Annotated in this window: 10 protein-coding genes; 9 read left to right on the top strand and 1 reads right to left on the bottom strand. The window is 70.0% G+C overall.

Features of this window, described 5'->3' with window-relative positions:
* The first annotated feature begins 148 nt into the window (after positions 1 to 148).
* The 8 genes from ssd to H5411_RS28945 all read left to right on the top strand — a co-directional run bounded on the left by ssd (position 149) and on the right by H5411_RS28945 (position 6,317).
* Positions 149 to 1,207: a septum site-determining protein Ssd gene (ssd, locus tag H5411_RS28980; protein WP_101437120.1), complete on the top strand. Its 1,059-nt coding sequence runs from the start codon at positions 149 to 151 to the stop codon at positions 1,205 to 1,207.
* Positions 1,208 to 2,359, top strand: coding sequence for a TadA family conjugal transfer-associated ATPase (locus tag H5411_RS28975; RefSeq protein ID WP_101437121.1), 1,152 nt, complete (start codon positions 1,208 to 1,210; stop codon positions 2,357 to 2,359).
* A gap of 163 nt (positions 2,360 to 2,522) precedes the next feature.
* On the top strand, positions 2,523 to 3,275 hold the full coding sequence (locus H5411_RS28970; RefSeq protein WP_101437122.1) for a type II secretion system F family protein: 753 nt from the start codon (positions 2,523 to 2,525) through the stop codon (positions 3,273 to 3,275).
* A 281-nt stretch (positions 3,276 to 3,556) separates the two neighbouring features.
* Positions 3,557 to 3,967: a type II secretion system F family protein gene (locus H5411_RS28965; RefSeq protein WP_376772243.1), complete on the top strand. Its 411-nt coding sequence runs from the start codon at positions 3,557 to 3,559 to the stop codon at positions 3,965 to 3,967.
* A 30-nt stretch (positions 3,968 to 3,997) separates the two neighbouring features.
* Positions 3,998 to 4,162, top strand: a complete 165-nt coding sequence (locus H5411_RS28960) for a DUF4244 domain-containing protein (RefSeq protein WP_078561018.1) — start codon at positions 3,998 to 4,000, stop codon at positions 4,160 to 4,162.
* Positions 4,162 to 4,500, top strand: coding sequence for a TadE family type IV pilus minor pilin (locus H5411_RS28955; RefSeq protein ID WP_101437124.1), 339 nt, complete (start codon positions 4,162 to 4,164; stop codon positions 4,498 to 4,500). The genes H5411_RS28960 and H5411_RS28955 overlap by 1 nt, the downstream gene beginning before the upstream one ends.
* Positions 4,497 to 4,859, top strand: a complete 363-nt coding sequence (locus tag H5411_RS28950) for an Rv3654c family TadE-like protein (protein WP_101437125.1) — start codon at positions 4,497 to 4,499, stop codon at positions 4,857 to 4,859. The genes H5411_RS28955 and H5411_RS28950 overlap by 4 nt, the downstream gene beginning before the upstream one ends.
* Before the next feature lie 837 nt (positions 4,860 to 5,696).
* Complete coding sequence (locus H5411_RS28945) at positions 5,697 to 6,317, top strand: bifunctional DNA primase/polymerase (protein WP_101437127.1); 621 nt, start codon at positions 5,697 to 5,699, stop codon at positions 6,315 to 6,317.
* Positions 6,318 to 6,361: 44 nt separating this feature from the next.
* On the opposite strand, the gene H5411_RS28940 is transcribed toward H5411_RS28945, so the two are convergent.
* The gene (locus H5411_RS28940; RefSeq protein ID WP_167441970.1) at positions 6,362 to 9,352 is read right to left on the bottom strand and encodes a DEAD/DEAH box helicase; all 2,991 of its coding nucleotides are present in this window, start codon (positions 9,350 to 9,352) and stop codon (positions 6,362 to 6,364) included.
* A 276-nt stretch (positions 9,353 to 9,628) separates the two neighbouring features.
* Here H5411_RS28940 and H5411_RS28935 point away from each other — a divergent pair, with 276 nt between their 5' ends.
* Positions 9,629 to 11,914: a sodium-translocating pyrophosphatase gene (locus tag H5411_RS28935; RefSeq protein WP_101437128.1), complete on the top strand. Its 2,286-nt coding sequence runs from the start codon at positions 9,629 to 9,631 to the stop codon at positions 11,912 to 11,914.
* The last annotated feature ends 116 nt before the right edge of the window (positions 11,915 to 12,030 follow it).

Genomic DNA, 12,030 nt, shown 5'->3' with positions numbered 1-12,030 from the left:
GGACACTCAGGCGGTACTGGATCGATTTCGTCCGCCGAGTTGTCCACAACACCCGGGTTATCCACATGACGGAAAAACGGGCATTGCCGCGGGCTCCGGCGGCGGGCGACGGTGGAAGTCCGGCCCACGAGACCCAGGGGAGGGGCACATGGCCACCGCACAACCGCTCGTCGTCTCCGGCGAGGGAACCGTGTTCGAAGAGATCCGCCGCATCGCCGCCGTAGTCGGTTGCGAGTTCGACCACGCGCCAGACTTGGCCGCCGCACGAGGACGATGGACCCGAGCTCCGCTCGTGGTGCTGGACGAGGACATCACTGGCGGCAGTCCGCCGATGCCAGCGCGCGACAGTGTCGTGCTCGTCTGCAAAGGCGCGCCCGGTCTGGAGACCTGGCGGCGCGCAGCCGCGCTCGGCGCCCGCCGAGTCTTCAGCCTGCCCGACGACGAAGCGGGCTTGACCGGCGCGTTCGCCGATGTCACCGACGCACCAGCCGAATCTCCGGGCCCAGTCATCGCTTTCGTCGGCGGCCGAGGCGGTTCCGGCACCTCTGTGCTGGCCGCGGCGGTCGCTGTCGAAGCCGCCCGCACCGGGCCCGCGCTCTTAGTCGACTGCGACCCGCTCGGCGGAGGATTGGATCTCCCGTTAGGCCTGGAACACACGAAAGGCCTGCGGTGGCCCGAAGTCCGGCTGTCCGGCCGAGTCTCTGTGCCGTCGCTGATCGCGTCGCTCCCCAGCCGTGGCGAGCTCCCCGTGCTGTCCTGCGGTCGCTCCGGCGACGGCCCGACTCCGCGCGCCTTGTCCGCTGTGGTCGCCGCGGGCAGCCGCGCTGGCCGGACGGTCGTCTGCGATTTACCCCGGCATTTCGACGATGGCACCGTTGCCGTCGCGTCGGTCGCCGACTTGGTGGTGCTCGTCGTTCCCGTCGAATTCCGAGCCTGCATGGCGGCGAAGCAGGTCCTGAACTACCTCCGCCCGCACACCGAGCGGTTCGCGGTCGTCGCAAGTGGACAGCGGATCGACGGTGTCCCGGCCTCGCAGACCGCGGGCATGCTGGGCCCGCCCTTGGTCGCCGCTGTGGCTCCGGAACGTCGAGTGGCCACCACTTTGGAATCCGGCGAGTTCGACCTGCCCCCGAAGGGCGCACTCGCGACTGCCGCGCGCGCCGTACTGGCCAACCTGCGTCCTCTCGCGACTGCACAGGCGGCGTAGATGACGACCGATCTCGTCGAACGAGTCCGCCACCGCCTGGCCGGCGAAAGCCGAGGCACCGACCCGATCGCCCTAGCCGAAGCCGTTCGCGCCGAAGCCGGCGGCGCACTGAGCCACGACGCGGTACTGGCCGCCGTTCGTGAAGCCCGAGACGAGTTCGTTGGCGCAGGCCCGCTAGCTCCGTTGCTGGAGGACGACACCGTCACCGACGTCCTGGTCACCGCGCCCGACCAGGTATGGACCGACGGCCCCGCTGGCCTTGCCCACACGACGATCCGCTTCCCGAACGAGGACGCCGTCCGCCGCCTAGCGCAACGCCTGGCCCTAGCCGCAGGCCGTCGCCTGGACGACGCCCAGCCCTATGTCGACGGTTGGCTCCCCGCCCGCCAAGGCCGGATTCGCGTCCATGCCGTACTGCCGCCTATCGCAGCCAACGGCACCTGCCTGTCGCTGCGGGTCCTGCGCCCGGTGACCCACGACCTAGCCGCGCTCCACGCACAAGGTTCCCTCGACCTAACCGCTCTGGGCATCCTCCGCACAATCCTCAAGCACCGTCTAGCCTTCCTGATCACCGGCGGCACCGGTGCCGGAAAGACGACGCTCCTGAGCGCCCTGTTGGGTGCGGTAGCTCCCATCGAACGAATCGTCTGTGTCGAAGACGCCGGAGAACTACGTCCGACCCACCCGCAGTTCGTAAGCCTCGTCGCCCGCCCCGCGAACGTGGAAGGCGCTGGTGCCGTAGAACTCCCGGAGCTGGTCCGCCAAGCCTTGCGGATGCGCCCAGACCGTCTGGTCGTCGGCGAGGTTCGGGGAGCAGAAGTGTGCTCCCTGCTGAATGCCATGAACACCGGCCACGACGGCGGTGCCTGCACCCTGCACGCGAACTCGCCCGCAGAAGCACCTGCCCGCCTGGAAGCCTTGGCAGCCCTGGGCGGCCTTCCGCGAGACGCCCTGCACAGCCAGTTGGCCGCAGCAGTCCGGGTGATCCTCCACATGCGCCGAACAACCTCCGGCCGCCGTCTGACGGAAGTCGCAGTACTCCAGCGCTACCACGGAGAAGTAAAAATCCACCCCGTCTGGCGCGACGGCCACTGGACGAGCCGTCGCTCCCTCTTTACCGCCCTGACTACTCCCGAACCGGCTCGCGACTAGCCCTCCCTGACCGCCCCAGTGCGCGCCGTCTCCTGCATGCGCGTTCGCTCGCGCCAGACCTCGTCCCAGCCTCGGAACGCGCGCACCTCCCTCGTACGACAACTCCTCGCCGCAAGAACCGCACCCCACCATCGCCCAACCGCCCAGCATCGAGGTGACCCCGTTGATCTCCGCGTGGCCGTTCCTCTGCGCAGGCACCGGAATCCTGTGCTGGCCAACCGTTCCCAACCGCCTGCTCCCGACGCCCCGTCTCCAGCTCCGCGTGCTCATCCCGCCCCGCCGGGTCCTCTGGCTGGCTCCAGCGGTCGTCGCCCTGCCGCTGGGCGGAATCGGTGCGGCGATAGCCACCGCCCTACTCACCCTCGCCGTCCGTCAGGAATGGCGCAGCAGAAGGGAAACCAGCGAAACCCTGACCCGCGGCGAGCGCACCTCGACTGTTCTCCGCACGATGGTCTCCGAACTCCGCGCCGGCGCCCACCCGGTAACCGCCGCCGAAGCGGCCGCGGACGCCGTCCCCGAACTCGCCGCGGAACTGCACAACCTCTCCGCCGCCGCCCGTCTGGACGGAACCCTGGAATCGGCTGTGCTCCCCGCCGTCGCCCAATCCTGGAACCTCGCCCGTCGCCACGGCCTGCCCATCGCCGACGCTCTCGAAGCCGCCCGCCGAGACGTCGACGCCGAAGTCGCCTTCACGCGCCGTCTGCGCGCCAAGATGGCTGGCCCGCGCATGAGCGCCATAGTCCTGACCGTGCTGCCCGTCGGCTGCCTGGCGATGGGTCAGCTCATCGGTGCCAACCCGCTGGCAGTCCTCACCGAAACCCTTATCGGCCAAGCATTCCTCGTCGCAGGCGCGGCGCTGCTTTGGGCAGGCACCGCTTGGTCCAGAGCCCTGACCAACCGCAAGGTCGCCCCGTGACCGCACTCAGCCTCGGCCTCGCTGCCACCGCACTACTGCTCTGGCCAAACACCGCCCCGCCCCGACATCTGGCCCGAACGAAACGACCACACCGCACCCTGCGCCCAGAGATCTGGCACCCCGCCACCGCGCTCGTCGCAGGCCTGTCCGCAACCGTCCTCACCGGAATCCCGGTAGGACTAGCCGCTGGCGCGGGCGCCTGGTGGCTCTTGCGACGATCCCGACAGCCTCGCAACCCAGACGACATCGCGGAACGACTCCGTTGCGCGTCGGTCCTGGACATGCTCGCTGCCTGCCTGCGCGCCGGAATGCCAGTTCCAACGGCCCTGGAAGCCGTAGCGCCCGGCGCACCACCCGACACCGGAAACGCCCTGCACGCAACCGCGAACCTGCTCGCTCTAGGCGCCGACTCGACTCCGGCCTGGGCCCCTATCCGAGGCCGGCCTGGCTTCGCCGAGCTGGCAGTCGCAGCCACCCGAACCGCGCGGTCCGGGGCAGCCCTCGCCTCGACTGCCGACGACCTCGCCCGCCGCATCCGCGACGGACTGGGCGTCGAGGCCGAAGAACGCGCCGAACGTGCCGGAGTCGCGCTGGCCTTGCCAGTAGGTCTGTGCTTCCTGCCCGCGTTCTTCGCCCTCGGCGTGCTGCCGGTCGTGCTCGGCCTGGCCGGGCGGATCGGCGGCCTGCTGTGAACCCGTCCACGACAGAAAGGGAAACCGACCATGTGGTTCTTGCCCGGAGACGAGGGCACCACCACCGCCGAATACGCCATCGGCACGGTAGCCGCGGCGGCGTTCGCCGTGGCGCTCTACGTGTTGCTCAGCGGGGACTCGGTCTCCGCGACGTTGGCCGGCTTGGTGCACAAAGCCCTGACGGTGGCGACCTGATGGCGAGCCGTCGCCGGGACGGCGGATTCGTCACGGTGGAAGCCGCTCTTTCGCTGGGCGCGCTGACCGCCGTGCTGGCGATCCTGCTCGCGGGCACCAGTGCGATCGCCGGACACCTCCGATGCCTGGACGCCGCCCGCGAAGCCGCCCGCCTGACCGCGGCCGGACAGTCGGGAGCCGCCGACGCAGTGGTCCAAACCATTGCTCCGCGCGGCGCTCACCTCGCCATCCATCGCGCCGGCGACGGCATCACCGCCGAAGTAACCACCGACGCCCTGTCTGCTCTCCATCTGAGCGCAACCGCCTACGCCATCGTCGAACCAGGCCCAGCCTCATGAACCAAGAACAACCAGCCGACGCTGGCGTAGCCACGATCTGGACGGCCCTAGCCGCGACCACCCTGATCGCCGTGACGGTCCTGGTGTGGTGGTTAGCCGCGGCCATCACCGCCCGCCACCGCACTGAAGCCGCCGCCGACCTGGGCGCGCTGGCCGCGGCAGCCCACGCCGCCGCCGGACCGACCATCGCCTGCGCCCGAGCCAAGGAGGTCGCCGACCACGAACGCACCACGATGACCAGCTGCCGCTGGCACAACCGCGACGCTTTCATCGAGGTCCGCGCCATTGCCGCCCCGATTCCCGGCCTGCCCGCGCCAACCGCGAAAGCCCGCGCCGGTCCGGTTGATCTGCCTCCCTGACCGGCGGCCGCACGCGAGTCTCGCCGAGCTGGTTGCTCGCCGTTCGCCGTCCCGTGCTGCTGATGTCGCTGCTGGCCGCTGCGATCCGGCGGCGCATGGCGGGACGCCGCCGCGAAAGCCGGTGCGGATCTCGGGCTGGACCTGAGGGTCGTGACCGTCGGTTCGGCCGGGGCCCGCGATTCGAGCACGAGCCAGGCCTGGTGTCCCACGTGGGAGCCGAACTCCACCCGCTCCGGTCCGATTTGCTCGCATCTGACCAGTACGCGACTTGGCACGGAGGCCAGCCGCAGGTTCGCGCGAACCACCACCGCTCGTCGCATTCGAAGGGAGTTGCAGCCTGCCAACCGTCCCCGACAACCCTCCCGCTCTGTCACCGTGCGCAGCCGTCAACGGTGTTCCGATCACCCGCCGGAACCGTTCATCGGCGACGAGCCGGACCGGTGACCAGTCGCCGGAACCCTCGCCCGCCCGGACTTTTCCGGCACTGGCGATGAGTGGCGAACGCCACGAGCAGCGGTCGCTGACGCACGCTGAACGGTCAAATACCCAGGTCAGCGAGCTGCTCAGTGGTATGCGTCAGGACGTGTGCGGAAGGGCCGGAAAGTGTCGAATCCCGTGGTGAGCCCGTTCTCGCGGGATGGATGGTGGGGTCAGCGGCCGGTGATCGGCGCGTCGTTATCGGCCGGACAGTGGGCTACTGGGCGTTCATCGCTCGGTAACGGCCGGTTGTCGCGTGGAGTCTTCCCCGCAATGTGCAACTTGCCGTTTAGTGAGACATGCGCCACCACGGCCCCGACCCGGACGGCGCGAAAACCGGACCTCGAAGGCAGGAAAGCAATGTTGGACGCGAATTGGCCGGACAGCTGGCGGAACGCCTTCCGCATCGAACTGCGTGCGGAGGCGATCGGCCTCGCTTGGCGCGGCTGGCCGGTGCTTCCGGGGGCGACCCCGGAACAGATCACCGCGGAGGGGGACGACCTGACCTGGCGCCGACCGGTGCCCGTGCACGACGACTGGCGTGAGCGGGTCGGTTCGCACGCCCACGAGGTCGCCAGCTGGTTCAGCGACCGCACGCACAGCCTGCTCGTCGCGACCGGCACCGTGCTCGACGCGGTCGAGGTGGACCAGGAACTGGGCAAGCGCGCCGCGCGGCTGCTGCGGTCGATCGGGCACCCGGCCCCGATCGTCGCGATGCCGAACGGCCGGTGGCTGTTCCTCACCCGGCCCTCCGAGCATCTGCCGGCCGAACTCGCCGAGCAGATTTCCGTGCAGTGGCACGGAAAGGGCAGCTACATCCCGCTGCCGCCGTCGCCGTTCCAGCACGGCGTCGTGCACTGGCGGGTGAAGCCGGAGGTGTGCGGCTGGCAGCTGCCGCCCGCCGCCGAGGTGCAGGACGTGCTGGTCCGCGCCCTCGCCGACGAGCACGCCCCGATGCTGGTCGAGAGCACCGCCGCCTGATCCGGTCCTATCCCGGCAGGCAGCACGCGACAACCGAATCAGTTTTACGTTCCACCGTGGCCGCACTGTTCCCCGTGCTGACGCAACGCCCCGAGCACGGCTCCCAGTACGGCCACCGCCCCTGCCTTGTCCAGCGGATCGTTGCCGTTCCCGCACTTCGGCGACTGGACGCAGGACGGGCAGCCCGTCGGGCACTCGCAGGAGATGATCGCCTCCCGCGTAGCGGCCAGCCACGGGACAATCGCGGCATAACCGCGGTCGGCAAATCCCGCACCCCCGGGATGCCCATCGTGCACGAACACCGTCGCCTCCCCGGTGTCCTCGTGCCACGCGGTAGACACCCCGCCGATGTCCCAGCGGTCGCACGTAGCGAACAGCGGTAGCAGGCCGATCGCCGCGTGCTCGGCGGCATGCAGGGCACCGGGGACGCGCGCCGGAACCAAACCGGCGCCCCCCGGTGCCCTGCCAGCACCCCCGGTCCCCACCGGCCCCACCGCAACACCGATCTCGACCCCGGCCCCGGGCCCCCGCCCAGCCGCCGGATCGCCCGAAACTTCGCCGGTTACCCCGACAACCGACGAGGCGCCCCCGGCCCCCACCGGTTCCCCAGCCGTACATCTGGCCGCCGACCCCGCCCCGGCCCCGCCAATTCCCCCGGCGGCTGGGGACGCACTCCCTGCTGGTTCTCCAGCCGACTGGCTGCTCGCCGACCCCGCAGGGCCCTCGCCACTTCCCCCGGTGCCCGGAGACGCGCTTCCGGTCTCCCCCGGTTCCCCGGCCGCACAGCTGGCCGCCGATCCCGCCCCGGCCCCGCCGATTCCTCCGGCGGCTGGGGACGCGCTTCCGGCCCCCGTCGATTCTCGCTCCCCACGACTGGCCGTCGATTGCGCATCGGCCCGGCCGGTTCCCCCGGCAGTGCGCGACGCACTCGCTGCGAGTCCTCCACCCGACTGGCTGCTCGCCGACCCCGCACCCGTCCGCCCGGAAATTCCTGCGGCGGGCGATGTGCCCTCTGGCCCCACCGGTCCGGCATGCCCCGCAGTGACTCCGCCGACCTCCCCCGCGACCCGCGCGGCTGCCACCGAACCCCGGCCCCCAGCCGGAGACTCCAGCAGTTCGCCCGAAATCGTGTACCACACCGCTCTCGTGCGGAGGCTCTGTTCCGGCAGGTCAAGCGGCGTATGGTCCAGCACCTCACCCGAGGGCCGCCGCCGGAGGTATCCCACCACCTGCGACGTGACCGCGACCTCGCCCAGGCACACCGTTACCCCGCCGTGGCGGCAGTGTTCTTCCGTCGACAGCACCGAAATATCCACGATCTCGCGCGGCGAAGTCGTCCAGTCCGGGTCCTCCGCGTGCACCAGCGCCAGACCCGTCTCCAGGTCCAGCTCATCGACGACATACGAGGACCCCTGGTGCAAATACACCGCGCCGGGATGTACGGAGTAGCAAGCCGAGCCAGGATCGACGGTGCCCAGCATCCGGCCCGAGTCTGCTTCCACTACCGCGATCTGATCGCCGCCCGAGCCGCGGATGCCTACCTCTCCGTGCGGACGGTCGCGCGAGGTCCAGTACCAGCCACTCGACCGGCGGCGCAGCAGCTTCTCCTCGGCCAGATCCGCCAGCACCGCGCGGGCCGCGTCGCCGCCGAAGGTTTCCAGTTCCGGTTCGGTGAGCGGCAACTCCGCGACGGCGCACGCGAGCTGCGGGCCCAGCACGTACGGGTTCGTCGGGTCCAGCACCGCCGTCTCCACCGGGCGTTCCAGCAACGCGGCCGGATGGTGCACCAGGTAGGTGTCGAGCGGATCGTCCCGCGCGACGAACACCACCAGCGCTTCATCGCCCGAACGCCCGGCGCGGCCGGATTGCTGCCAGAACGAAGCGAGGGTCCCGGGATAGCCCGCCAGAACCACCGCGTCCAGGCCGGCGATGTCGACGCCCAGCTCCAAGGCGTTCGTGGTCGCGACACCTAGCAGCCGACCCGAGAGCAGCGCTTGTTCTAGGGCGCGCCGCTCCTCAGGGAGATAGCCGGATCGGTACGCGGCAACGGTATCCGCCAACCGAGGGTCCACTTCGGACAAAAGGCGGCGGGCTCCCAGGGCGGTCAGCTCGGCACCGCGGCGAGAGCGAACGAAAGCCAGCGACCGAGCCCCTTCGACGACGAGTTCGGTGAGAATCCGCGCGGTCTCGACGCCGGCCGGACGGCGGACGGGCGCGCCGTTCTCGCCAGTCAGTTCATCCAGCAGCGGCGGCTCCCACAGTGCGACCGTCCGTGCCCCGCGCGGTGACGCGTCATCGGTGATCGCAGCGCACTCCACGCCGGTGAGCCGAGTAGCGAAAGAGGCGGGCGAAGCAGTGGTCGCCGAAGCCAGCACGAATACCGGGGACGCACCGTAATGTTCCGCCACCCGGCGCAGGCGACGCAGCAACAGCGCGACGTGCGAGCCGAAGACGCCGCGATAGCTGTGGCATTCGTCGACCACGACGTACCGCAACCGCCGGAAGAACTGCGTCCATCGGGAGTGCGCCGAAAGGATGCCGCGGTGGAGCATGTCCGGGTTGCTGAACACCCAGTTCGCGTGCGCGCGGACCCAGTCGCGCTCTGTCATCGGGGTGTCCCCGTCGAACGCCGCCGCGCGCACTCCCGCGACGTCCAAAGAGGACACCGCGCGCAGCTGATCCGCGCCGAGCGCCTTCGTCGGCGAGAGGTACAGCGCGGTCGCCCGCGCGTCCGTGGCCAGTGCGCTGAGCACCGGCAGCTGATACGCCAGCGACTTTCCCGACGCCGTGCCGGTGGACACGACGACGTGCGTGCCGGCATGAGCCAGCGAAGCCGCCTCGACCTGGTGCCGCCACGGTTTTTCAACTCCGGACGCGCGGAACGCGGCCACGACCGACGGCTCCGCCCACTCCGGCCACGGCTCGTACCGGGCCGCGCGTTCCGGCAGCCGTGACACGTGCGTGACCGGGTTTTCGTGCGCCGGGATCCCCGCCGTGACCCGGTCCAGCAGCCTCCGTCCTCGCTCTCCCACCACGTGCCGAAGCTTCGCACAGGGCACCGACAAAACCGGGCCGAGATCGATCCAGTGACCAATCACACAAGGTCACCGAACGTACTCTGACCGGGACGCATTGCGGACGGTCGGATCACTACCAATACACTCCCTCGATCCACACCCACTGTGGCGAGAGTCATGTGAGACGTGCATTGCTGGCACGGCTAGCGTGTCCTTCGGCACAGATCCCCGCCAGTGCAGGCGCGCCGGGTACGACGGGCCCGCGCTGGCCAGACGGCGTTCCCAGGAGGACGAATGTCCCGGCAGTTCCTCGCGGAGGGCGGTATCACGCTCTCCGGGGGTGGCTACACCATCGTCGGTGTGGTCGCCGTGGTCGCCCTTGTCGCGCTGGCCATCGGTTACGTCCTGCTCAAGGAGGTACTGGCCGCGGGCCAGGGCACCGCCAAGATGCAGGACATCGCCAAGGCAGTGCAGGAAGGTGCGGCCGCATACCTGAAGCGGCAGCGCAACACCCTCGCCATCTTCGGCGTGATCGTGTTCCTGCTCCTGTTCGCGCTTCCCGCGGACGACTGGAGCGAACGGATCGGCCGGTCGATCTTCTTCCTCGTCGGGGCGGCGTTCTCGTTCACCATCGGCTACCTCGGCATGTGGCTGGCCACGCAGGCGAACCTGCGCGTCGCCGCCGCGTCGCGGGAGGAAGGCGGCCGCGAGAAGGCGATGCGCGTGGCGTTCCGCACCGGCGGCGTGGTCGGCATGATCACCGTCGGGCTCGGCCTTCTCGGCGCGGCGATCGTGGTGCTCGTCTACACCGGCCAGGCACCGAAGGTGTTGGAGGGCTTCGGTTTCGGCGCGGCGCTGATCGCCATGTTCATGCGTGTCGGCGGCGGCATCTTCACGAAGGCCGCCGACGTCGGGGCTGACCTGGTCGGCAAGGTGGAACAGGGCATCCCCGAGGACGACCCGCGCAACGCCGCGACGATCGCCGACAACGTCGGCGACAACGTGGGCGACTGCGCGGGCATGGCCGCGGACCTCTTCGAGTCCTACGCGGTGATGCTCGTCGCCGCGCTGATCCTCGGCAGCTCCGCGTTCGGCGCGTCCGGCCTGATCTTCCCGCTGATCGTGCCCGCCATCGGCGTGATCACCGCGGTGATCGGCGTCTACATCACTAAGGCGCGCGCGGGCGAGGGCGGCCTGGTCACGATCAACCGCTCGTTCTACATCTCCGCGGTCATTTCCGCGGTGCTGTCGGCGATCGCCGCGTTCGTGTACCTGCCGAACAGCTTCGCCGAATTCGGCGAGGGCTACGCGCACAACACCGGCAACCCGGCGGTGATCGCGACGGTCTCGGTGATCATCGGCATCGTGCTCGCCGCGCTGATCCTGCGCATCACCGGCTACTACACCGGCACCGAGCACAAGCCGGTGCAGGACGTCGGCAAGACGTCGGAAACCGGTGCGGCGACGGTGATCCTGTCCGGCATCTCGGTCGGTTTCGAGTCCGCCGTGTACACCGCGCTGGTGATCGGCGCGGCCGTGTTCGGCGCTTACCTGCTCGGCGGCGGCGTCGCGCTGTTCGCGGTGGCGCTGGCCGGCACCGGCCTGCTGACCACCGTCGGCGTCATCGTGGCGATGGACACCTTCGGCCCGGTCTCGGACAACGCGCAGGGCATCGCCGAGATGTCCGGCGACGTCGACGAGAAGGCCGCGCAGATCCTCACCGAACTGGACGCGGTCGGCAACACCACCAAGGCCATCACCAAGGGCATCGCGATCGCTACCGCGGTGCTGGCGGCGACGGCGCTGTTCGGGTCCTATTCGGACGCGATCGCGAAGACCGTCGCCGAACGCGGCGAGGGTGCGGTCACCGCGGTGAGCTCGTTCGTGAACCAGGTGGTGAGCCCGAACACGCTGGTCGGCGTCATCGTCGGCGCGGCGGTGGTGTTCCTCTTCTCCGGTCTCGCGGTCAACGCGGTTTCACGTGCCGCCGGCGCGGTGGTGTACGAGGTGCGCCGCCAGTTCCGCGACATCCCGGGGATCATGGAGGGCACCACGCGGCCCGAGTACGGCAAGGTCGTCGACATCGTCACTCGCGATTCGCTGCGGGAACTGGCGACTCCCGGCCTGCTGGCCGTTTTCGCGCCGATCGCGGTCGGTTTCGGTCTCGGCACCGGCGCGCTTGCCGGGTATCTCGCGGGCGCGATCGCGACCGGCACGCTGATGGCGATCTTCCTCGCCAACTCGGGCGGCGCCTGGGACAACGCCAAGAAGCTCGTCGAGGACGGCAACCACGGCGGCAAGGGTTCCGACGCGCACGAGGCGACGATCATCGGCGACACCGTCGGCGACCCGTTCAAGGACACCGCCGGTCCCGCGATCAACCCGCTGATCAAGGTCATGAACCTGGTCTCGGTGCTGATCGCGCCCGCGGTGGTCACGCTGACGCTCGGCGGCGGCGCGGACACGACGTGGCGGATCGTGATCGCGGTCGTCGCGGTCGCGGTGATCGTCGCGGCGATTGTCGTGTCCAAGCGGCGCGGCAGCGTCATGTCGGAGACTCCGGCGGCGGCGAAAGCCTGACGCGTTGCTCCATTCGGGCCCGGCACGCCTTGTGCGTGCCGGGCCCGTTCGCGTCCGCGACCCGGGGCGAGTTGCGGACTGTCGACGGGTCGGTACCGTGGCCAGGACACGGGTTC

Source organism: Amycolatopsis echigonensis, assembly GCF_014174495.1.
Classification (GTDB): domain Bacteria; phylum Actinomycetota; class Actinomycetes; order Mycobacteriales; family Pseudonocardiaceae; genus Amycolatopsis; species Amycolatopsis echigonensis.
This window is presented reverse-complemented; position numbering and strand designations above follow the sequence as displayed.